We start from the raw sequence: 22,391 nt of genomic DNA on the forward strand, positions 1-22,391 counted from the left end.
ATTGATTTTGCCAACGAATGCTGCTCTGTTTCTGCCAGGCTAATAGGGTGAGTATTCAAGGCGGACCTCCAGGATGATGTGAATTTAACCGCGGTTGCATTCAGTCTATCATCCTATGCAGAAGATCTCCGCCCCGGTACGTTTAATAAGTAACAGCGTAGGGTTGGGTGCTGCCGTTTGTTGATTACAACCGTTTGGATTCAATGATCCATTCACGCGGATTACATCCGAACCTCTCTCTGAAGATCGCTGCAAAATGGCTCGGGTTGGAGTATCCTACCATAATCGCAGCATCACAGACATTGATTCGTTCCATTTCGAGCAGTTCCTTTGCTTTATCCAACCGCTTTTCTTTTAAATAACCGAAGACGGTAGTACCGAATAGTTCCTTGAACCCAGATTTCAGCTTGGAATCACTAATTCCGGCCAGCTTGGACAATTCCAGCAATGACGGGGGCTGCTCCATCCGCTTCTCCAAAATCTCGCTCGCCTCGCGCACTCTCGCGATATCCTCTTTACGCAGCCGGATTCCGCCCCGCTGCGCAGACACTTCGTCTTCAAACAGGGTTTGCTGGAACCAGAGGGCAAGCAGTTCCAGAGTTTTTCCTTCCAGGAACATTTTTCGCATCGGACCGGCAAAGGGGTGGGAGCGAATGTCCTGCAGAATGGACTGCACCTTGGGTAATATCGACTGGTGGAATATGCGATTCTCCCGTCCATCAAGAATCAATGCAAAGCTGTAACGCGCTTGGCCCAGTTCATCCATTAATTCGTCAAACAAAGCTGTAGCCAAACGAATTTCACAGATGGTTATTGGCACCCCTGCCGCATATTTTAGTTCAAGCTGCTGCTCCAGGCCAAAAGTAAGGTGTCCAAGACCTGGGGAAATCTGTTCTTGTGTTCCGGAATGAAGGATTTCAATATTGCCCTGAATCCAGAATGTCAGATCCACCATCGGAAGATTGCCGTGAAGCTGCATGGTATGAACGTCCTTCATCCGGCAGTCGGCTATAATAATCTCCATGCCGGGCCGTAAACGCGTCCTGCTGATCATCCCGCTGCCAATGGATTCAGGCAGAGTAATCAGATCCGTGTAGCGGTTGTTGGAGCTGTATGGGAGAAATTCGGACAAGTATTTGTTGTAATGTGAATAAAGCTCCTCATACTCTAGGGACTGTAACGTTTGCATTAGGGTTCCCCTTTTGTTTTATATTTATAGTGGTCCTATTCCTCTTTCTGTTCACGCCGGCTTACGCTTAATATAATAGGTCATAAAATGCTGAAGCACCACTTTGGCTGCAGCAAACAGCGGAACGGCGAGGATAAGTCCAAGCATACCGGCGACCTCTCCTCCGACCAGCAGGGCAAAAATGATTAAAAGCGGGTGCAGATGCAGCTTCCGGCCCACAACCTGCGGCGAAATAATATTGCTCTCCACAATTTGACAAAGTGTATTGACCACCGCCACCAGCAGCACGAGCCGCAGCGAAAGGGTAGAGGCCATAATGATCGCGGGAGCCGCCCCCAGAAAAGGCCCCATATAAGGGATAATGTTAAAAACGGCCACGACGCTGGCAAACAGCAAGGCATATGGCATTCCGATCAGGGCATAACCGATATATGCGAGCACTCCGATAATGAGACAGACCAGAAATTGCCCCCGGATGTAATTGCCGAGTGCCTCATCAATGTCTTTGAGCAGCCTCACGATGGATTTGCGTTTGGAACGGGGCAGACAGGAAACCACAGTCCGTTCAAACACATCGAAATCCTTGAGAATATAGAACACCAGGAACGGCACGATAAATGCATTGAACAGCAGCCCTATTGTAGTCCCGATATGATCGAGAAAATGGGATATCCCTTTGGCCAGACGGTCCTCCAGCTGAAAAAACCAGTTGTTCATCCCCATCTCTACGCCCGGAGGGATCAGTCTGGAATTCATATGGCGCATCAGCCCCTGCGCGTGCAGTGTCATCTCGGGCAGATGTTCGTTTAGTTCCTCAAGCTGTTCGATAAACATCGGAATCAGATTGATGGCAATAACGGCAATGGCGGTCAGAAATACGGCGTAGATCAGCAGGACTGCGATGCTTCGCGGCATTTTTCGGCGTGAAAGCAGGCTGACTACGGGATTAAGCACATACGAAATAATCATGGCTGCCAGAAAAGGGGCCAGAATAGCCTTTAAAAACATAAAAACTCCTTGCAGCATCGGACGGAGCTGCCACACGAAATACAAAATGATCAGCGCAAGCAGAACTCCGACCATCCAGCGGAACCATTTACTGTGGGACCATTGCTCCATACTGAGAACCTCCTGCGGTATAACTGGACTGGCTTCGTAAATAAGTATATGTATGCCCACCGCAAAATAACCGCCTAACCCCTCATCGCATAAAAAAAACGCCAATATCCTTGCAGCTGTGAAAAGCTGAAAGGAATTGGCGTTTCATTATGAATATGTACCCGCTTCACTGCAATTCCTTACTTAAGAGGAAGCATGAATCTGCGGGAACTCCTGAACCATTTCATCGCCGGAGAACAAATCGTCAAGCGAACTGAGTGTTCCGTCTTCTTCCACCTGATACACCGACATTTTCTCACCGTTTACGGTCAGCTCAATGAAACAACCCCAGCAATAGAACTGGTGGGAGCCAATCTTGCCGATGTCTTTGGAATTGCAGTTTGGACATTTCATCTCATTCATTCCACCTATCCGTTAACAATATTAATGGCTTTTTGAAGCCGTTCTTCGCTCATCGCGGGCACCATCACAGCGTTTTCCCCAATGGACATTTCCTCAGAACAAGGCAGCCATTTGCGGCCTTCGATCAAATCAGTTACAAGTCCGTCACTGATTTCCAGCGCTACTATTGTGTTTCCCAACTTTTGGTCAAAATAAACATCGGATATTCGTCCAAGTATCGTTCCGGTTGTAGTCAGTACCTGCAATTCCTTAAGTTTGTTCTTTCCCAAAAGAAAAGTATATGGTATATGGTCGGATTCTGCTTTCACAATCGACTCTTTACTCCGGATCATGACAGCATCTTCGCCGTAAGCGACAATATCTTCCCATGCCACAACTTTCACATGACTGGTAAAAAAAGATTTGCTTTCCAGTTCAATACCCGTAATCTTCCAGTTTGAATCCAGCATAACATCGACAATTGTGCCGATTTCATTACCTTCTTCAACTTCATATACAGCCAAACCGATCATTTCTTGAAGTCTCATGGCTGCCTTAGCCCCTCACTTTGAGTGTACTTACGAGTCTTCAGGGTCAACCCCGAAAGACCCCGAAAAGGATCGAAAATTCGAAGCGGCTACGATCTATTACGCAGGCGATTCAAAAGGGTTTCAATTTTTCGGGCAACGTACTCCATTTCTCCAACAGTATTACCCAAACCAGTACTAAATCGAATCGCGGAGTCTAAAAGATTATCAGAAAGATTCATAGCTTGCAGAACATGGGAGATTTCCAGTGAACCCGAGGTACAGGCCGATCCGCTGGCCACAGCAATCCCTTCCATATCCAGATTCATCAGCAGCACATCCGTCCGGACTCCCGGGAAGCTGAGATTGAGAATATTCGGCACAAAATGACGCGGATTACCGTTAATCGCATAACCTTCCGGCCCGATCAGCCTGTCCAATTCCTGCAGCAGTGTACTCCGTAAAAGATTCGCTTTCTCCTGCCGCTGCAAAAACTCCTGCACCGCCAACTGGACAGCCTTGGCAAAACCTGCAGCCCCGGCCAGATTCTCGGTTCCCGCACGCCGCCCCCGCTCCTGCAGGCCGCCATGCTGCCTTGAATTCAGCGGCGCGCCGCGTCTGACATACAGTCCGCCTATTCCTTGAGGCCCGTTAATCTTGTGGGCGCTGAAGCTCATATAATCAACCGGCAGCTCACGAAGGACAATCGGCAGCGCCCCCAGAGCCTGAACGGCATCCACATGGAACAATATGCCCCGCTCTGCGGCCAGTTCACCGATCTCCTGAAGCGGTTGAACGGTCCCCGTCTCATTATTGGCAAACATGATACTAATTAAAACCGTATCCTCGCGCAATGCAGCTGCGACCTCGGCCAGCGAAACCCGGCCAGTCGAATCCACAGGAAGATAAGTGACGCTCCAGCCTTCCTTTTCCAGCTGTTTGCAGGTATGCAGCACAGCATGATGTTCGATTGCTGTAGTGACGATATGCCTTCCTTTATTCGCAGTGGCGGCAGCCGCACCAAACAAGGCCAGATTATCGCTCTCCGTGCCTCCGCCGGTAAATACCCACTCCTCCGGGCTGCAGCCCAAAAAGGCGGCAATCATATCGCGCGCCCCGTTGATCATCCGTTTGGCAGAACGCCCGAATTGATGAACACTGGACGCATTGCCGTATTGCTCAGTCATTATATTCAGCATGACCTTGGCTACCTCAGGATGAACAGGGGTTGAGGCAGCATGGTCCAAATAGATTCTTGTCATAGGTTGAATTCTCCGCTTCTTGGAATGGTAAAACGTTACGTTTGTTTACTCGATTATACGCTGCTTTGGGCCTCTCAACAATGCAGGCAGCTCCTGCAGCTGCGTTTCGGAAGCGACTTCGATCCCATGCTGCCTGAGCAGTGCCGCTGTGACGCCATGCCCCGCTATTTTTTCACCGCTGAAAGTGCCGTTATAGATCATCGCACTGCCACAAGAAGGGCTGTTCTCCTTGAGTACAACAACTTTCGCTCCGACCCCGCGCGCTTTCTCCAGAGTAATATGCGCCCCCCGAATATACATCTCGGTGACATCCGTCCCGGACTTGTCGACTACCCGTGCCCGGCCCGCCAGCACATCGTCTCCATCTCCGCCGACAATTTCAGCCGGCTCCCGCGGTGTAACGAATCCGCCAAGCAGCTCTGGACACACCGCCACCGCCTGGTTGCCCGCAAGCAGGCTTTGAATGGTATCATCCAGACAATCCGTGCCGTTATATCTAACCTTCATTCCTGCAAGACATGAGCTTACCAATATCACACCGAACACCTCCGTGTACCTTGTAAACCAATCCCTTGAATAGCTTAGACCCCAAACACAAGATAACCCAGGGTCATGTACAGCACCAGAAAAACTGCCAACACAATATGGCCGATTATCGCCGCCGTGCTGAATTTAGGCTGGGGATTGCCAATACTCCCCACACCCAGCACCAGGCCAACCGGACACAGCACCACAATCATTCCAAACCACAGACCTTGCAGCCGCTGTCCTGCCTCAAACGGGAATACGAAGCTATAAATTGTCATTAAGGCTGTAATCGCAAATAAAGCCAGCGCTATGAGGGCCATTGCCTTTTTCAAATGAAACACTCCACTCTTTTGAAAGCCGTAATGATACTTACTGGAATTTCTTCTGTAAATACACCCTCTGAGTCAAGGCTTAACAAGGCAGTTCTCAACTCATCTTCAAATCGTTCATGTTGATCTCCAAAGAAACGCCTGGCAGCATACGAAGTAGAATACAGATTTCCGATTATCGTTTCGACCGACCACCTGTGTACATAACTTGGCAAAACATGTCTTTCTACATTTATGAATTTGGATTTAGCTACAAGGACCTCATGCCGTTCTGTTGGAGGTACATATACGCTGCTGCCCGCCCGTCTTTCCTTTCCCAGCCAGCGTTTGACTACTTCATCCACCTTGAGCTGCCAGGTCAGGGGCTCCTGCTTCTGATCATTATCGACGATGGCTATACCCCCATTTGGGATAGTAGTGTTATAGAGAATTTCAAGGACGGCTTCTCTGTCCATCCAATGAAATGCTTTTGCAATGATCGTCAGTCTCAGGGCCCCCCAATCGCCCGCCAAATCTTCCGCTTTGCCATATAACCATTTCACATGGTCCACCCTGTTCTCGATAGACAGACGGTTCGCTTCTGCTAACATTTCCGGTTCCGTATCTACACCTACGATTTGTTCAAACCAATCCTGAAACCGCAATGCCAGCTGTCCACTGCCGCACCCCAAATCTAGCATGCAGCCTTCACCGTTCAGCGAAAACTTGTCAATTATATACCGAATAAGCGATGCAGGGTAAAGTAGCCGGTATTTACTATAGTACCAAGCCGTCCCCTGAAATAATTCAGCCCCATAGTCGTTCATTAGAATCACCTTTTCCAACTAAACTTCACTTCATTTCCGTACTGTCACAAAAATTAAAAAGGGGATTGCGTAAGTGTGACTATCATAAGAATGAATCCAACAACCGATGACAATGCACCCATCTTATCTTTAGTATTCAAGTATGTGGCGCCTCCATTAAAGATTAGAGCCCCGGACATCCCAAGCATCGCCCAGGACAATCTCACTACGCGGCTTTGATCCTCTCCCCACAAAAAGGTTATTGCCAGGATGAGGGTCGATACACTAAATAAGATCCCAACTAACCTAAGAACATTTTGCAAATCGATCTCCTCCTTTAAAAATAAAACACCCCACCATCGGCAGGGTTTCGTTATTTCAGATCCTTCTATTTTATCATTACTGGAACAATGTGTAAAATACTCCTGAACCATTTTCCATTTCTTTACGTATAACCTCACAAAGGAGCTGATCGAATGTTCGGAGGTATTATCTTTCTTATTCTTGGTTTATCAACAATTGCTTTTGGAATATATACTCGCAAAAATCCAACCTTTGGATGGCGTATGAATGAGGGTTGGAAAGTGAAGGGCGACTCTGAGCCAAGCGTTTCCTACATAGACTCCATAAAATTCACAGGAATTATTGCTATATCAGTAGGGGCTTTGATGATTATATTCGGTATACTGATGCTACTTTAATTTCCCAAATACCGGTGATACATACATTGCACTATTGAAGTTCTGTTGGAGTTAATAAAATTTTATCAAGTAATAGTACTTCCCTGACAATAGCTGTCAGGGAAGTACTATTATAATAGGCTATATCAAATGTGATTGGAGTGTTACTTAGATGCAAACAAAAAAAGTTTATCTTTATGTATTTAATACAATGTCAGACTGGGAATATGGATATTTAATTGCTGAACTAAACACAGGAAGATATTTCAAAAAAGATTTAGCACCTTTAAAAGTAGTTACCGTAGGAGCCAATAAAGAAATTATTACTACGATGGGAGGACTGAGCATACAACCAGATATTCCCCTTGATGAATGTACTCTTGAGAGTAAAGATCTAATAATTTTACCTGGAGGGAATACTTGGGGAGAAGATATTCATCAACCTCTCTTGCAAAAAATTGGCGAAGCTTTGGAGCTTGGCACTATTGTTGCTGCAATTTGTGGTGCGACTGAGGGACTGGCTAATATGGGATACTTAGATTCTAGAAAGCATACAAGCAATGACCTAGAGTATATTAAAATGGTCTCTCCTAATTATAAAGGAGAAAAATTGTATGAGATGGGACCTGCAGTATCTGGTGGGAATTTGGTTACTGCATCAGGAGTAGCTCCTTTGGAATTTGCGATGGAAGTACTGAAAAAATTAGATGTATTTGCACCTGATACCTTGCATTCATGGTATAACCTGAATAAGACTCATCAACCTGAATACTTCTTCCAGTTAATGAATTCAATAAATAAATGAGCTAAAAAATCCTCCCCAAATTTCTTGAGAAGGATGAGTTTGGTGTTCTTTCCTAGATGTAAAACATATAATTATCCGCCTGGCTCTCTTCCTTGAAGTTGATGAGGTCGGAAAGTGTGGTGGAATCGAGTACATCGGCAATGCCGTCGCGGATACGCAGCCACAGGTCGCGTTTGGCGGGATCATCTTCTTCGGTGAAATCCACAGGCGAAATAGGGCCTTCGAGTACGCGGATGATGTCACCGGCGGTGATGGTGCTGGATTCACGGGACAAAATATAACCTCCGTAGGCTCCACGGATGCTTTTAACAAGACCTGCATTGCGCAGGGGGGCAATCAATTGCTCCAAATAATGCTCGGACAAGCCATTTTTCTCGGCGATACTTTTCAGTGATGTCGGGCCTTCGCCGAATCTCCGGGCCAGCTCCATCATAATGGTTAATCCATAACGTCCTTTTGTCGATATTTTCAAAGGGGCACCTCTTTCGATTTAGTTGCTGATTCTGCTACGTTTATAAGTGGGTAACACAGGTGATATCTCATATCAAGGTATTCCGATGTTTGCTCTATAGTTTATGTTATCATATCCGCAGTTACATTTGGAGAACAAAACGTAACTTTTTAGCATAATGTTCTCCCCACGCGGACATTTTAGCCATTTCACACTTGTTTTTAGGGCAATATAAGCGGCGGAGGGTCGGTTTGCAGTAGACAGTTATGTTATAATACTTTTTGAGCCGGGTGTTTCATGAAATGCCGGGCTTACCCGCTTTATATTTTGCACAGAAATGGTGATTACGATGACAAAAGCTAACCAAGATACACGCGTCGTTGTCGGGATGTCCGGAGGCGTTGATTCCTCCGTTACTGCGCTTTTGCTGAAACAGCAGGGCTATGACGTCATCGGCATCTTCATGAAGAATTGGGATGATACCGACGAGTTCGGTGTATGTACGGCCGAAAGTGATGCAGAGGATGTCCGCCGGGTATGCGAGCAGATCGACATTCCTTACTATACCGTTAATTTCGAGAAGGAATACTTTGATAAAGTATTCTCCTATTTCCTCGATGAATATAAGGCGGGGCGCACTCCGAATCCGGACGTAATGTGCAACCGTGAGATTAAGTTCGGGGAATTCCTGAACAAAGCACTGCAGCTTGGTGCGGATTATGTAGCAACGGGGCACTACGCACGGGTCGTTGAAGAGAATGGCGTATTCAAGCTGCTGCGCGGCGTGGACAACAATAAAGACCAGACCTATTTCCTCAATGCGCTGAATCAGTATCAACTAAGCAAAGCCATGTTCCCGATCGGCCATCTGCCGAAGCCGGAGGTACGGAGAATTGCCGAAGAGGCCGGACTTTATACCGCGAAGAAAAAAGACAGCACCGGCGTCTGCTTCATTGGGGAACGCAACTTCCGCGAATTCCTCAGCCAGTATTTGCCGGCCCAATCGGGTGACATGGTGGATATTGCCACCGGGGAAGTCAAAGGCCGCCACGAAGGGCTGATGTATTATACACTCGGCCAACGCCAAGGCCTTGGCATCGGCGGCTCGGGCACGGGCGAACCGTGGTTTGTGGCTGAGAAGGATTTGGAGCGCAATATTCTCTACGTCGTGCAGGGAGACAAGCATCACAGCCTGTATTCGACGAGTCTGACCGCCTCGGGTGTGAACTGGATCGACGGACAGGGTCTTGGCTCTGACCCGCTGCAGTGTGTAGCCAAATTCCGCTACCGCCAGCCGGATCAAGGTGTGACCTTAACGGCACGCGAGGACGGAACCGTACACGTCGCTTTCGATGTTCCGCAAAAGGCCATTACGCCAGGTCAAGCCGTGGTATTCTACCTGGGCGAGCAATGCCTTGGCGGCGGAACGATCGAAGTTGCAGAGAAGATTGTTCCTTCGGCGCAAACGAACTAACCATTGGGAAAGCCGTTGAGTAATGGAGTGAATATTTATATTTTTGCAAAGAGGGTGTCCCATAAGCCATGAAATGGCTACTTGGGACATCCCTTGTTTTTGGAGTCGGACAAACGTTGTGCTCCATGAGGACGCTCCGCGAACGGACCGTTGTTCCAATCGCTCTTGTGTCCAGATTTTTTTATTCCCCTTAGCGGTGAAAATCCGGACACAAAGGCGAACGCTATCGCTTTTCCACAATCGTTCCGTCCTCTCCGCTGTTTAAGCGGGAAACATACTACAATATTTATAAAAACGCAAAAAAGCAACCACTCTTTTGGTAAAATGGAAGTGCGACCAACCATTTCAAAGGAGAGGTTTCTTTTGTACATTCAATATACCATGGACCCACTTTGCTTCCCAATGGATCTGGAAGAAGACATTCCAGAAAACCACCTTGTTCGTCTTGTTAATGCAGCCGTCAATCGGCTAGACGACGCCATCTTTGACGCTGCCTACCCCGGCGGCGGCCGCGACAGCTACCATCCCAAAATGCTTACTAAAGTCATTATCTACGCGTATACGCAGCGCATTTATTCTTCCCGGTAAATCGCCAAAGCGGTCCGGGAAAACATTCCTTTCCTGTGGCTGGCCGGACGACAACGCCCGGATTTCCGCACGATCAACCGTTTCCGTTCCCAGCGGATGAGGGCTGTCCTCGAAACCGTATTTACCTCTGTCCTACAGTTTCTGGCGAACGAAAAATACATTTCCCTGGAGCATTACTTTGTAGATGGTACAAAAATAGAGGCGAATGCCAATCGCTACACCTTCGTGTGGGGCAAAGCCGTCAGTAAGCATAAGACCAAGCTGCAAGGAAATATACATGCATTGTTTGCCGACATTGAGGCCACGGAGAAACAAGAAGAACAGGAACACCACTGCCAGGACCTGAGCGAACTTGGCGAGTCCGCCGAGATCAGCAGTGAGAAACTCGAACAAATGACCCAGACGCTAGAGTCGCAACTGCTGGACAAGCCCAAGGACAAACCACTGAAAAAAGCCGTTCAGCGGCTCCGTAAGGATTTGCTGCCCAGACTGCTGAAATACGAGCAGTACCAAATGCTGCTTGGCGACCGGAATAGCTTCAGCAAGACCGACCCGGATGGGACCTTCATGCGGATGAAGGAAGACCACATGCGTAATGGTCAACTCAAACCGGGTTATAATGTACAGATCGGAACCGAAAATCAGTTTATTTTGGCCTACAGTCTTCACCCAAGACCTACCGATACCCGTTGTTTACAGCCACATATGGAAAGGCAAGGAAGATCCTGGGGAAACTTCCTAGGGTGGTGGTTGCGGATGCAGGCTATGGCAGTGAAGAGAACTATGCCTATTTGGAAGACGAACACGTGAAGGCTGTGGTCAAATACGGCAGCTACCACAAAGAAAAGAGCAAAACGTAGAAAGAGAATATCGGAAAGATAGAGAACTGGACGTACGACGACGCCGGGGATACGTGGACGTGCCCCGCCGGACAAACGCTGCATTTCCGTAAAGAAAGTAAGGAAACGTTGGAGAGTGGGTATGAAATTCGAAAACGTCATTACCGTAGCCCAAGTTGCGACGGTTGCCTACTGAAGGAACGTTGTACAAAAGCGACAGGAAATCGGGAAGTCGTCGTTAGTTTGGAACGACAGCGGTACCAAAGTCAGGCTCGGGAGATTCTACGGAGTGAAGAAGGCTACGCCTTGGCTGTTCGTCGGATGACGGAACCGGAAAGTGTGTTTGGCCAACTGAAGAATAATCAGGGATTCCGGCGCTTCCTGCTTCGAGGGATGGAGAAGGTGACCATCGAAGTTGGGTGGCTTTCCCTTGCCCATAATCTGTTAAAGCAAGCCACCCATGACCAAAAACGCAGAGCAGCGATCCTCCAATAACGGGGGAATCGCTGCTCTGCTCACTTTTTGTGTTTTTAAGAATAAAGAGAACTGCTTTCCGCCATAGAAAATCTACTTTTGGGGCAGCCTCTTTTGCGGCCTATTGATAATTATACAGGTGTTTATGAGTTGTTATCAGCTGTATTCATAAAGATTAACACTTGGAATCACCCCAGGCTGCATTTCGTCAGCGCACCTGCTGTTCTGTTCCCGCTCCGCGGCTGCCGGAGGCACGAACGACCGTCAGAAGCAGATAAGCCAAAATAATTGCACCAGCAGCCAGATAAGCGATCTCTATCCCGAAGTAATTCGTAAGCAGTCCCGCTAACAGCGGCCCGGTCATCATTCCTGCTGAATAAGCGGTGTTGTACAGAGAGAAGACGATTCCGTACGATTGTGAACCGTTCTGGTCAGCAGCCAGCGCCATTTCCGGCAATGATGGGGAAAGAATCGTTCCCATCCCGATGCCCAGCAGTGCAAGTGTCGCGGCTTGCAGCCATAAGCTGGCTCCGAGCGCATTCAGCGGTAAAGCAATCGCCGTAATGACCATCCCGAGACGAATAACCGGGAGGTTCCCCTTCCGGGCGGCCCAGGCTCCGGCCAGCGGAGCGATCAGCCCGTAGGCAGCTGTAGGGATCATGAACAGCAGCCCGATGCCCCCTGGAGACAATCCGAAGACCGCCTTCAGCCGCAGCGGCAGGGTAGGTTCCAGCACCGCCGGAATAGCGGCTCCGAGAATGACGATACCAAAGATCAATAACAAGGAGCGGCTGCGCAGCATACTTCGGGACTGGCGCGGCTCGGAGGCCGTGACATCCGGCACCTTACGCAGCAGCACGATCCGCAAGACGGCATCCGTCAGCGTCAGGGCTGCCACAAAGAGGAACGGTGCGGCATATCCGCCTAGCTGGTACAGCCAGCCCCCTACGGCAGGTCCGAGCAGCGTTCCGGCAGCCTGGCCGGACAAGGCCAGACCCATGGCTTTGCCTCGTTCAGCGACCGGGTAGACGTCGGCTACGAGCGCCAAGCCTGCTGTCCAGGTGGCAGCAGCGGCAACGCCTTGGAGTGCTCTGGCGGCTACCAGCTGCCAGAAGGAATCGGCGGCCAGGAACAGCAGCGTTGTTGCGGCCAGGCCAAGCAGCCCCCACAGCAGCGGGCCTTTGCGGCCGATCCGGTCGGACAGCAGCCCGAACAGGGGAGATGCAAGCAGCAGCGCAATGCCGTAGCTGCCGAACAGGATGCCAATCTGTGCAGGACTCGCCCCCAGTGAAGTCGCGTATTGTGGCAGAATCGGCACCACCACCCCATAGATCATCATATCGGTGAAAACGGCAAGTCCGACAACCAGCAGCGCAGCTTTTTGCTGTTTAGGCGTAATTTCCCCGGTATTCACAGGTTTCACAAGGATTCCCCCTCCTGCCGGGATTCAAGATCCACGATTAATTTGCGGATAAATTCAAGCTGCATCCCGACCTGGGCGTAAATATTAGTGAAGACGGCTTCCGCCTGGACTGTCATCGCCCCGGCTTGAGCTTTCATCTCCTCCCCGTGTTTCATTGCCGCCATAACGGCGGCTATTTCCCGCTCCTGCTTGGCAAGCGCTTCAAGGATTAACGGCACAGGCAATTCATCCATAAACGTCAATGCAGTGTATAAGCTGGCCGGGAAAACTACGGATGACTTCGACAGAGATTGTTCGATAAGCTGCCGCAGCTCCAGAACGCCATCTTCAGCGATTTTGTATATCGCCTTCGCCCGCAGGCCGGTATGTTCTACCGTTTCCAGGATAATCTTCCCCTCCTGCTGCAACTTGCGCAAGGCGTGATAGATTGAAGCTGGCTGAACGTACGCCCACATCTCCGTCTGTGAACTTTGCAGCATTTGCTGAATTTCATACCCCGACATGGAACCAAAGTTGTTCAACAGTCCCAAAATCATCATTCTTGTCATTTTCATCCTCCATTACTATACGTTTAGTATTAAACATATAATACTACACGTTTAGTAATAGTTCCAGCATGTATTTTGAAAGGGCGTCCTTTAGCCAGGTTTTGGCTAAAGGACGCCCCAATTGTGTCACTTTACATTAAATAATCCTTACGAAGCTCAAGGTTGAAGCCCCCAGACCAGATTCCCCTTTACGAACATGGGTACACGTTCCCAGTCGCTAAACGATGTTTTCGCAGGATCATAAGAATAATCATCCGCTTCGTTGTAATTACTCCAATCCGCTTTGTTCACGCGAAGCTGGATCTCGCCTGAATGGGCCCCTGGAGCCAGACTGCCCGCTCCGGCACTGAAGGAGATCTCTACATAATAATCTGCTCCCGTAACGACTGGATTAAGCTTTACAAAAGAACCTTGTACATTCCCGCCGCCCACAGCAGCATAATCCACATTAAATTGCTGCGGCTTGTCACCGTCAATCGTGTAATAATAGCGCAGCTTTACATCGCTAAGGGCAACCGCTTTATCGCTATTGTTCACAATCCGCAGCTGTGGCCGGAACTGGCCATCGCCAGGGCTGGTATCATTGGTACGATACTGTACGATCAAATCCCCCTCCACCGGACCGGGCACAGCCACAGGTTTGGCACTGACCTCCGGTGAATCCGGGCTGGTTCCCACCGTATTTGACGCACTGATTACGTAATAATATGTTGTGCCATTAACCACGGAAACATCATTGTAGGTGGCCTGGGTCACTGAAGCAACAGCCGTGTAAGGACCGCCGCTCGCAGTCGCCCGTTTCACCGTGTAGCTGTCAGCAGCGGCTACATTATTCCAGCTTAGATTCACGACCTTGTCACCGGCTGTTGCGGCTGGTTTGGATGGCGCTTTGGGCGCCGCCGGCTCTACCGGTCCGTTGCCGTTGTTGATCAGACGGTCGTATTCGGCATATGCGGTTGCCATGTCCACCTGTGACCAGAAGCGGTGATAGGTGAATTCAGGGGCTCCATTCTCCCATTGCTTGGTTGTTTTGTTGTAGGACGTATTGTATTTATCAAGCAGCGACTGCCAGGCAGGATCGTTCGTGATGTTTGGACGGATATCCGTGTAGCTGGCGTAGACGCCGTTCCCGCCTTTGGCCGGATCGGAGGGCACCGTCGCCGAACCTGGTATTGTATTGCCTTGCCCAAACGTACCATTCCAGCCGCTTGGGAAATAGACTTCTTTGGTAAAATAACGTGCATAATCACCGCGCTGCTCGGTCGTGGTAATACCGATGCCGTCATTGTACTCCCATGCGGTATCCAGCAAAGCTTTGGCCAGCTCCTGCGCTTGTCCGCCCAGAGAAGTGTAGCTGCCAAGCTCTGCTTTGGTGCCTGCAGCGAAGAACGTGAGCGCTTTGATATAACTGCCAAGAACACCTGTATCCTGGCTCGGACTCTTGGTAATCGCCTTCAGACCTGCGTTGCTGGCAGAAGGGCTGAAGCCGGTCCAGCTGTTTGGCTGTCCCTGCCACTCCACATTGCCTGGAATCCAGAACTCTCCCGGTGCCGGGACAGTGGCCACGTCAGGATTGTCACCGCCCATAATAGGGTTGCCTTGACTGTCAAGATAGTATCCGTTTGCATCTGTCGCCGGACGTTCACCGGCAAAAACATAATCAGCAGACCAATCGACCCATTTCTGAATGACCTTCTTGGCCATTTGGAAGTTCTCGGAGGAAGTGTCGCCGCTGGAAGCCAGGATATAGTATAGCTCAGCTATACGTTCAACACTCCAGGCCTGCATCCCGAACCAGTTGTTGGATGGCGGGTCATGATACACCGGGGCTTCATCGAAAGCCATGCCGTAGAATGTGCTTGTGCCGGCTGGATAGGCGGCATAGGACCCGTTGTAGCTGTTCGTAGCCCCTCCGGCAATTGCACCTTCATTGGATTGCAGCCAGTTATAGAATTCCAGCTGGCGCTTCAGGGATTTGCCCCAATCCTCGCCTGCCGTTGCAGAGGCCGGAATCAGCCCCCCGTCAGGGTTCGACAAAGCATACGCCGCTACGACATTCTGATAACCCTGATGGGCATGGCTGGCGCCAATTCTCCAGGCCCAATTGCCGTTTGCGCCCAGTCCGCCGCCCCAAGCCGTATACCAGGCTAACAGATACTGGCTTGAATCTTTGCCGTTTCCTGCTTGCGGAGTACCATCTGCAGCACTTCCGACCTGTTGAAAATACTTGTCGTACATGCCATAGCGGAGATAGTCGCCCATCTTCTTGGCTTTGTTCAGATATACACTGTTATTGTAGCCAAGCTCCTTGGCCCAATACATAGCCTAGACGGCCCGTGCATCAGCATCGGTAGCATTGGTATACCGCCATTGTGCGGCAGGCGCATTGCCCTCCTTGGTGAAGAGGCTCATAAAGCCTTCACCGGCCTTGCCGAAGGATTTGTCGTCCTGGGACGGATGCGGGACCGCTTCCCAGACGGATTCCTGTTCACCGCGCTGGAATGTATTTACGTAAGCGGCTGTATGATTGGGATTCAGCAGGTTGCCGAAGCCGTACCAGTTGTCCACGTCGACCAGCCAATGCATCAGATAGGTCTGGTTGTTGCCATAGCTTGCTTTCAGTTCGGCATCCAGCGGGTCTTTACCTGCTGCATACTTGCCGCTAAGCTGGCTGGGATACTGATCAAGCTGCGCATACTCAGCTGCGTATGTAGCCGGGCTGTTCGGATTGTAGTAACTCATCGTCGGCTGCTCCTGCACGCCGTCGCCTTCATTAATCGGAATAATGTATTTCTCCATATTGTCCCAGGCGGACTCCAGCTTGCTCCAGTCCCCTGTGTGATGACCGTACAGTACTTCGAGCCACATCCAGTAGCTGTAGGCCTCCGAGGTGGTCATATGGCCGTAATCGGGCGCTTCGCTCATCAGGGTCTCTACGGCATGATACGGAATGCCTTCGGCCGAGAAATATCCGCTTGCCGGGTCTTTAAGCTGTGCATACAATTGCAGAAACCGTGTTTCTTCCGCCGAAGCAGCTTTTGCTGTGCTGGGCCCTATAGTGAACAGACCGGTCGTGAGTGAGAGTAACAGGACTAAGGCCATCATTACAGAAACAGGCTTCTTAATTAAGCTCAATTTCATCATCTTTGGCAGCTCCCTCTCGTGAATAGATTATGGTTCCAAACCCCACACAAGTGTTCCTTGTTGAACCAGTGTTACTTTATCCCAGTCTGCAAAGTCTTGCTGCACAGCGTTGTAAGAATAATCGTCGCTCTCATTGTAGCTAGTCCAATCAGTTTTGTTGATGCGGGTCTGAATTTCGCCACTGTCGCCGCCCGGAGGGATGTTTCCCGCACCGGCGCCAAATGAAATTTCAAGAGCGTAATCCGCTCCGCTTGAAGCAGGGTCCAGCCTCACGAAGCTGCTGCTCACATTCCCGCTGCCCACAACAGCATAGTCGCAATGAAATTCCTGCGGCTTGTCCCCGTCAACGGTGAAGTAGTAGCGGAGCTTAAGTCCGCTCAGCGCCACAGCTTCCGTTCCGGTATTCACGATCCGGAATTGGGGCCGCAGCTGCGCATCTCCGGCATTCGTATCGTTCGTACGATACAACACCTTCAAATCCCCCGTGGCCGGAGACGGCGTATCACGCGGCTGGGCACTGACCTGAGCCGATGCTGTGCTTTCGCCCACATGATTCGTGGCAGTAATCACATAGTAGTAGGTCGTCCCGTTCACCAGCCCTTCATCACTGTAGGCAGGTGAGGCCGTTTGGCCGACTGCAGTGTAAGGCCCACCGCTGACGGTTGAGCGTTTAATGGTGTATGCAGTGGCCCCCGTAACGTTGTTCCAGCTTAAGCGAACAGCTGCATCGGCGGGCACCGCCACTACACCGGAAGGGCGTGCCGGCACCTGCGGTTCACCGGGGTTGCCGCCGCCGGATGGCTGTTCACCGAATACGTGTACCCCGGCGTCAAATACCGGAATATTCACAGTCTTCACCGGTGCGGCACCGCCTGAGGCGATTCCCTGGAACGAAAAGTCATTCCCATTGCTCCAGAAGCTTGTGTTCTGCGGAGCTGCAATCCGGAACTGGATTTCTTTCCGGTATGCCGATTGTCCCCCGGGATAGATTGCCGTCCCGCCAAAGTCAATCTCGGTGTAGTAAATTTGATTGGCTTCATCGTGAGGCAGCAGCGGGGACACCACTCCCCCTTGGTTGTAGCCTCCGGCAGTCACTGTGATGTCCTCCGGCCCATAACTTGCGGCTGCCGCCTCACTAAGGTCCAGATAATATCGGAAGGACAATTGATCGGTTACCCTAGCCGGCCAGCCGGTCCGGTTGTTGAGCAGCGCACGGATTTCCACAAAGTTGCTGCCGCTGGCGTTGACGGAAGCCTCTACGAAGAGTTCATCATCCCTTGTCTCGGCCGGTGGAAAGTCCGGAAGCGGCTGCTGCCCTTGCCCGTGAAGCAGCATCATTTTGGCAAGCGCCCCGGTAAAGGCGGCATTATAATCGGTCGCCACTTCGTTAGAGACATAATCGCCAATAGTATCCGAATAGGTGTCCGTCTTGGACGGTCCGCCGACAAGCGCACCATATAACACATGGCGGTGGTCTACCGGAACCGTCTGGCTGTCCGCCCATGAACCATGCGCGGTGCGGTGATGCGGATGCCGGGGTGAATTATTGCCATAGCCGATGACATAACTGCTGTTGCGCGGATTGTCACCCAGCATGTAGGTAATCTGTTTTTCTGCAAAGGAACGCGCCGAAGCCTGCTTTACAGGATCACTGACCCAGTCGGAATAGACAAAAGCGAGGAAAGCCTGGTTGGCCGCATAACGTAGCGCACCCCACTGATCCAGGTGGGCGAGCCCTCCGGGCGTATAGCTGACACGGTCAGCAGAGCTTCCTGCCCCTGTTGTCCAATACTGCATATTTTTCTCCGTAGACTGAATGAAAGTAGGATCACCGGTAATGCGTGAGAGCAGCAATTGGGCCCCATAATGCTTGTCATCCCAGGACTGTGTCCATTGGTAACCCCAATTCCCGGATTGATCCTTGCTCCACAGCTCACTGGCGGCAACGGCCTGATCTAGATAGGTCTGATCCTCCGTGGCCAGATACAGCCAGATTCCTCCCCAGCTGAGTTCATCCGCATACCCGCTCCACGATTTGTAGTACTGCTGGGCGTCGGTAATGCTGTCCGAGTAATTGCCGCGGTACTGGTCCGCAAAGCTGTACAGCTGTTTTGCATGCACGAGCAGCTTGTCTGCATAAGCTGCATCCGACTCCTTGAAGATGATTGAAGCCGAAGCCAGTGCTGCGGCGGTCTCCGCCGCCAGATCCGATCCAGGGTGCGCTGCATCAATTTTGTAGGAAGGTCTCGCCATCGGCAGCACTTCAGCCGGCCCCCACCAATTATGGTCCGCCGTACCGTTGCCTACCTGTCCCCACAACTCATTCGGAGCGGTGTGGGCTTTAATAAAATAGTCTGTAGCCCAGCGGATATTGTCCAAAATTTCTTCCAGCTGACCCGACTGCTCATACCCTTCCTTATACTCATACACCGACCAGGCCAGCATGGTGGAAGTATAGGCCATCGGCAGACCGAACTTGACATGGTCGCCCGCATCATACCATCCCCCGGTGAGATCAAGTCCCTTATCCGATCCGTCCAGCAGGCCTGAATTGCCTCTCCACTCTACACGGTTGCTGTCCGGCAGAACGCCGGAGCGCTGCGTTTCATAGAAATAAATTGATTTCTGCAAGGCTTCGGCATAATTGTAATCAGCAGCTGCTGCCCCGGTAACATTTCGATATCCCCAGCCCTCGGTTCTTAATGTAAGCGTTACCATAATAGTGATAAATAAAAAACCGCCTTTCTTTAACCATTTGCCCATTTCGCTTTCCCCTCTCTTCAGCCTATTCTGAAGCTAAGATCCAACGTCCCTTTACACACCTCCCCGGGTTTGCATTTGGCAAGCTGCACAGAATTAGCGGTTTCACCTCACTTTCGGGATGATTTGCAGGGTCTATGTCACCCTATGTCAAAATATACCATACATTCTGGGAAAATACTATATATTTACAGTAAATAACCTATTATTTTTAGGAATATATGTAAATATATAAACTTCTGCTATATCTTTTGTGCTCTCTGCTCCAATCAGTGCTTGTCATTTGCTGGGAAGAGTTAGTTGGAAAAATCCCCATTAAGAAGAGCGCCCTTAGGTCACTGGCGCTCCTGCAGTTTCAAGTTAGATTGTATCGACTTTGTAATCCCAGGCACTGCTATAGCCAAAACTGCACCAGATTGAGCCCCGCCCAAGCGGCGAGCAGTCCTACAGCCACGGAGGCTCCCACATACACAGCGGCTCCCGCCAGCTTCTTCCGCTCCAGTAGCTGCATCGTCTCATAACCAAAGGTTGAGAACGTTGTAAATCCGCCGCAGAATCCCGTCCCGCCGAACAAATACAACGCCTCAGGCAAAACTCCCCTTGCGCCTGCAAGTACTCCGAGCAGCAACGATCCCAGGACATTAATGAGCAAAGTCCCCCATGGAAAGTCCGTTCCTGTTTTACGGCTTACGGCCAGGCCCAGCTGATAACGGCTGACCGCACCCAAAACCCCTCCAACGCCTACCCACCACATCATGGCTGCCTCCCGCTCCGGGGAATACGGATACGTCCGCCGAGCAGAATGCCTGCCCAGGACAACAGCAGCCCGCCGGCAATACTTATGGCGAGATACAAGCTTGCAGTTCCCAAGAATCCGTTCTCCAGCAGCTTAACCGTATCTACCGTAAAAGACGAAAAGGTGGTAAAAGTGCCGGTAAATCCGGTGCCGATCATCAGCCGCAAATGCGGAGGATAGCTGCCCGCCCGCGATGCAGCCGTGAAGAACCAGCCCAGGAACAGACAGCCCAGAAAATTAATCAGCAGGATGGATAAGGGAAATCCGTTCTTCTGCACCGGCAGAACAAGCGTGAGGCCATAACGGCACAATGCACCGAAAAAGGCTCCGGCGGCAATGTACATTAGGTTGTACATATCACAATCTTCTCCCTCTCCTAAGATTACCGCTCGCGCCGGAGTGCCTGGTTGTGGCGAATCTTGGCCTCATTGCCCTGCTCGGTAGCCTGATAGAAGACCCGTTTTGCGATGGCCTTGGGCAAATAATCCTGCTTTACATAATGGCCGGGAAAATCATGCGGATACTGATAGCCGGCATGACCCAGCGCAGATGCACCTTTATAATGGGTATCGCGCAGATGCAGCGGCACCTCGGCCGACTTCAGCTCCTCGATGCTGTTCATCGCTTTGGAAATCGCCAGATACACGGCATTGGATTTCGGACTCTCCACCGCGAATAATATGGCCTGGGCGATATTCAGCTTGGCCTCCGGCCAGCCGTTGTTGCGGTAGGCATCCAGCGCGCTGACCGCCTGCACCATAGCCTGCGGATTGGCCAGGCCGATATCCTCGCTGCTGGCGGCGATCAGCCGCCGGATGAAGGTCATGGGGTCCATGCCAAGCTTCTCCACGGCATAAAGGAACCAGAATAACGCGGCGTCGCTGGAGCCGCGGATGCTTTTGTGAAAAGCGGACAGCACATCATATTGCGTGGACTCATCGGCCTTGACGATAGGCCTGCGAATCGACTCTTCCGCCACTTCAAGCGTAATATGCACGCTCCCGTCACTCTCCGGCGCAGTTGTCAGCGCCGCCAGCTCCAGCGCATTCAGCGCCCGCCGGATATCTCCGTTGGCCATCGAGGCAATATGCTGCAGCGCTTCTTCGTCTGCCTGAAGCTCCATGAACCCGAGTCCTCTATCCTTATCGGCCAAAGCTCTCTTCATAGCGATCAGACTATGCTCCCGCGTCAGAGACTCCAGCTGAAACAATGTCGAGCGGCTCATCAAGGCCCCGTTGACATAATGGAACGGATTCTCCGTAGTCGCGCCGATAAAAATGATCGTCCCCTTCTCTACAGCAGGCAGCAGCGCGTCCTGCCGGGAACTGTTAAAGCGGTGTACCTCATCCAGAAAAAGGATCGTCTTCGAGCCATACAGCGCCTTGTTGCTCTGCGCGCGCTCAATGACCTCCCGCACATCCTTGACCGAAGCTTCAACGGCATTAAGGCGTACAAACTCCCCTTGCGTATGATGGGAGATGATATGGGCAAGAGTCGTCTTGCCGCATCCCGGCGGTCCATAGAGCAGTATCGAAGATACCTGGTCGGCCTCAATGGCTCTGCGCAGCAGCTTCCCCCGGCCCACGATATGCTCCTGGCCAATATATTCATCGAGATTCTCCGGCCTCATGCGGTCTGCAAGCAGCCGTCCGTCCCCGGTTTCCTCTCCGAAAGAAAATAAATCCATACCAACACTTCCTTGGCTTAAATTTGCCTGGGCAACTCTCTCTATCATACCATATTGCAGCGTAGAGAATCCCTTCCCTGACAAAGAAGCCGTGTGAGGAACCGCCCTCAATTAAAAAGAGCATGACCTCGTCCCACCCAGACGGAGCCATGCTCTTTGTTCAAAAATCCAGGCCTAGCGGTTCAACGCCAGCCGCATTTTTGAGATGATCTTGCGGATGCTTTCTTCTGACAAATGGTATTTCTTCTGGAGTTCGGTTACGGAGCAGCCGTCCCGGTGACAGCCGTAAATCTCCTCGTTGCGGCTCGCAATCTCCTGCCTGGAACCGCTGTTCTCACCCCATCTTACCCGTTGCTCCGTTTTCTTGGGGATGTAGAGCAATTCTCCCTGGATATAGCCTTGAAGCTCTTCAAGCAATCTAGGGGGAAGCACATCCCTCCCATTGACGTAACTCACGCTTAATTTCCTCCTTCAACAGGTGTGTTCCTTTGGCAACATTCAATACATGGCTCAAAGTGTTCAAATCACCCGCCTCCTTTCCTCGCTTTTCGCATATTTGGTAAATACCGTATTTTCATTATATAAAAACCTGAGGGTAGCGT

Annotated in this window: 19 protein-coding genes and 2 pseudogenes; 4 read left to right on the forward strand and 17 right to left on the reverse strand. The window is 50.8% G+C overall.

Annotated elements, in window-relative coordinates:
• Positions 1–184: 184 nt before the first annotated feature.
• The 8 genes from IEY53_RS12185 to IEY53_RS12220 form a co-directional block, all read right to left on the reverse strand.
• Positions 185–1,189, reverse strand: coding sequence for a helix-turn-helix transcriptional regulator (locus tag IEY53_RS12185; RefSeq protein ID WP_189025199.1), 1,005 nt, complete (start codon positions 1,187–1,189; stop codon positions 185–187).
• 51 nt (positions 1,190–1,240) lie between these two features.
• Positions 1,241–2,308, reverse strand: a complete 1,068-nt coding sequence (locus IEY53_RS12190; RefSeq protein WP_189025201.1) for an AI-2E family transporter — start codon at positions 2,306–2,308, stop codon at positions 1,241–1,243.
• A 183-nt stretch (positions 2,309–2,491) separates the two neighbouring features.
• A complete protein-coding gene (locus IEY53_RS12195; RefSeq protein WP_189025203.1) occupies positions 2,492–2,701 on the reverse strand; it encodes a YrzR-like zinc ribbon domain in 210 nt (69 codons plus the stop codon).
• Positions 2,702–2,715: 14 nt separating this feature from the next.
• A complete protein-coding gene (locus IEY53_RS12200) occupies positions 2,716–3,237 on the reverse strand; it encodes a PRC-barrel domain-containing protein (protein WP_189025204.1) in 522 nt (173 codons plus the stop codon).
• A gap of 89 nt (positions 3,238–3,326) precedes the next feature.
• Positions 3,327–4,478: a cysteine desulfurase family protein gene (locus IEY53_RS12205; RefSeq protein ID WP_189025206.1), complete on the reverse strand. Its 1,152-nt coding sequence runs from the start codon at positions 4,476–4,478 to the stop codon at positions 3,327–3,329.
• Between the two features lie 45 nt (positions 4,479–4,523).
• The gene (locus IEY53_RS12210) at positions 4,524–5,015 is read right to left on the reverse strand and encodes a 2-thiouracil desulfurase family protein (protein WP_189025208.1); all 492 of its coding nucleotides are present in this window, start codon (positions 5,013–5,015) and stop codon (positions 4,524–4,526) included.
• A gap of 44 nt (positions 5,016–5,059) precedes the next feature.
• Entirely contained in the window at positions 5,060–5,338 is a 279-nt protein-coding gene (locus IEY53_RS12215) for a YnaG family membrane protein (protein ID WP_229696103.1), read from the reverse strand.
• A complete protein-coding gene (locus IEY53_RS12220) occupies positions 5,335–6,141 on the reverse strand; it encodes a class I SAM-dependent methyltransferase (RefSeq protein WP_189025215.1) in 807 nt (268 codons plus the stop codon). Before IEY53_RS12220 ends, IEY53_RS12215 begins: the two co-directional genes overlap by 4 nt.
• Positions 6,142–6,596: 455 nt before the next feature.
• On the opposite strand from IEY53_RS12220, the gene IEY53_RS12225 reads away from it, so the two are divergent.
• Both IEY53_RS12225 and IEY53_RS12230 read left to right on the forward strand, forming a co-directional pair.
• Complete coding sequence (locus tag IEY53_RS12225) at positions 6,597–6,821, forward strand: DUF6199 family natural product biosynthesis protein (RefSeq protein WP_189025217.1); 225 nt, start codon at positions 6,597–6,599, stop codon at positions 6,819–6,821.
• 151 nt (positions 6,822–6,972) lie between these two features.
• Positions 6,973–7,605 (forward strand): type 1 glutamine amidotransferase family protein, encoded by a 633-nt coding sequence (locus tag IEY53_RS12230; RefSeq protein ID WP_189025219.1) that lies wholly within the window; start codon positions 6,973–6,975, stop codon positions 7,603–7,605.
• A 52-nt stretch (positions 7,606–7,657) separates the two neighbouring features.
• On the opposite strand, the gene cymR is transcribed toward IEY53_RS12230, so the two are convergent.
• Positions 7,658–8,077: a cysteine metabolism transcriptional regulator CymR gene (gene cymR, locus IEY53_RS12235; RefSeq protein WP_189025221.1), complete on the reverse strand. Its 420-nt coding sequence runs from the start codon at positions 8,075–8,077 to the stop codon at positions 7,658–7,660.
• Positions 8,078–8,405: 328 nt separating this feature from the next.
• Here cymR and mnmA point away from each other — a divergent pair, with 328 nt between their 5' ends.
• Entirely contained in the window at positions 8,406–9,530 is a 1,125-nt protein-coding gene (gene mnmA / locus IEY53_RS12240; RefSeq protein ID WP_189025223.1) for a tRNA 2-thiouridine(34) synthase MnmA, read from the forward strand.
• A gap of 363 nt (positions 9,531–9,893) precedes the next feature.
• Positions 9,894–11,452: pseudogene (locus IEY53_RS36290) on the forward strand (IS1182 family transposase).
• A 187-nt stretch (positions 11,453–11,639) separates the two neighbouring features.
• Here the strand turns inward: IEY53_RS36290 and IEY53_RS12250 are convergent.
• From IEY53_RS12250 to IEY53_RS12285, 8 genes and pseudogenes are all read right to left on the reverse strand, one after another.
• Positions 11,640–12,854, reverse strand: a complete 1,215-nt coding sequence (locus IEY53_RS12250; RefSeq protein WP_229696109.1) for an MFS transporter — start codon at positions 12,852–12,854, stop codon at positions 11,640–11,642.
• Positions 12,851–13,402 (reverse strand): PadR family transcriptional regulator, encoded by a 552-nt coding sequence (locus IEY53_RS12255; RefSeq protein ID WP_229696110.1) that lies wholly within the window; start codon positions 13,400–13,402, stop codon positions 12,851–12,853. Before IEY53_RS12255 ends, IEY53_RS12250 begins: the two co-directional genes overlap by 4 nt.
• A gap of 156 nt (positions 13,403–13,558) precedes the next feature.
• A pseudogene (locus tag IEY53_RS12260) lies at positions 13,559–16,543 on the reverse strand (glycoside hydrolase family 48 protein).
• Positions 16,544–16,573: 30 nt separating this feature from the next.
• On the reverse strand, positions 16,574–19,264 hold the full coding sequence (locus tag IEY53_RS12265; RefSeq protein ID WP_229696113.1) for a glycoside hydrolase family 9 protein: 2,691 nt from the start codon (positions 19,262–19,264) through the stop codon (positions 16,574–16,576).
• A gap of 436 nt (positions 19,265–19,700) precedes the next feature.
• A complete protein-coding gene (crcB, locus tag IEY53_RS12270) occupies positions 19,701–20,063 on the reverse strand; it encodes a fluoride efflux transporter CrcB (RefSeq protein WP_189025229.1) in 363 nt (120 codons plus the stop codon).
• On the reverse strand, positions 20,060–20,458 hold the full coding sequence (gene crcB / locus IEY53_RS12275; RefSeq protein WP_189025231.1) for a fluoride efflux transporter CrcB: 399 nt from the start codon (positions 20,456–20,458) through the stop codon (positions 20,060–20,062). Before crcB (IEY53_RS12275) ends, crcB (IEY53_RS12270) begins: the two co-directional genes overlap by 4 nt.
• 26 nt (positions 20,459–20,484) lie before the next feature.
• Positions 20,485–21,789 carry a replication-associated recombination protein A gene (locus tag IEY53_RS12280; RefSeq protein WP_189025233.1) on the reverse strand — a complete coding sequence of 435 codons (1,305 nt, stop codon included), beginning with the start codon at positions 21,787–21,789 and terminating at the stop codon, positions 20,485–20,487.
• Between the two features lie 174 nt (positions 21,790–21,963).
• Positions 21,964–22,245: a CD3324 family protein gene (locus tag IEY53_RS12285; protein ID WP_189025235.1), complete on the reverse strand. Its 282-nt coding sequence runs from the start codon at positions 22,243–22,245 to the stop codon at positions 21,964–21,966.
• Positions 22,246–22,391: the final 146 nt, after the last annotated feature.

It is taken from the genome of Paenibacillus albidus (genome assembly GCF_014644435.1).
Taxonomy (GTDB): Bacteria; Bacillota; Bacilli; order Paenibacillales; family Paenibacillaceae; genus Paenibacillus_AQ; species Paenibacillus_AQ albidus.

Bases quoted from the DNA above. Each gene is read 5' to 3' on its own strand.
- IEY53_RS12255 (WP_229696110.1), bottom strand. From the start codon at position 13,402: ATGACAAGAATGATGATTTTGGGACTGTTGAACAACTTTGGTTCCATG.
- mnmA (WP_189025223.1), top strand. From the start codon at position 8,406: ATGACAAAAGCTAACCAAGATACACGCGTCGTTGTCGGGATGTCCGGA.
- crcB (WP_189025231.1), bottom strand. From the start codon at position 20,458: ATGTACAACCTAATGTACATTGCCGCCGGAGCCTTTTTCGGTGCATTG.
- IEY53_RS12265 (WP_229696113.1), bottom strand. From the start codon at position 19,264: ATGGTAACGCTTACATTAAGAACCGAGGGCTGGGGATATCGAAATGTT.
- IEY53_RS12200 (WP_189025204.1), bottom strand. From the start codon at position 3,237: ATGAGACTTCAAGAAATGATCGGTTTGGCTGTATATGAAGTTGAAGAA.
- IEY53_RS12230 (WP_189025219.1), top strand. From the start codon at position 6,973: ATGCAAACAAAAAAAGTTTATCTTTATGTATTTAATACAATGTCAGAC.
- IEY53_RS12225 (WP_189025217.1), top strand. From the start codon at position 6,597: ATGTTCGGAGGTATTATCTTTCTTATTCTTGGTTTATCAACAATTGCT.
- crcB (WP_189025229.1), bottom strand. From the start codon at position 20,063: ATGATGTGGTGGGTAGGCGTTGGAGGGGTTTTGGGTGCGGTCAGCCGT.
- IEY53_RS12185 (WP_189025199.1), bottom strand. From the start codon at position 1,189: ATGCAAACGTTACAGTCCCTAGAGTATGAGGAGCTTTATTCACATTAC.
- IEY53_RS12190 (WP_189025201.1), bottom strand. From the start codon at position 2,308: ATGGAGCAATGGTCCCACAGTAAATGGTTCCGCTGGATGGTCGGAGTT.
- IEY53_RS12280 (WP_189025233.1), bottom strand. From the start codon at position 21,789: ATGGATTTATTTTCTTTCGGAGAGGAAACCGGGGACGGACGGCTGCTT.
- IEY53_RS12220 (WP_189025215.1), bottom strand. From the start codon at position 6,141: ATGAACGACTATGGGGCTGAATTATTTCAGGGGACGGCTTGGTACTAT.
- IEY53_RS12205 (WP_189025206.1), bottom strand. From the start codon at position 4,478: ATGACAAGAATCTATTTGGACCATGCTGCCTCAACCCCTGTTCATCCT.
- IEY53_RS12195 (WP_189025203.1), bottom strand. From the start codon at position 2,701: ATGAAATGTCCAAACTGCAATTCCAAAGACATCGGCAAGATTGGCTCC.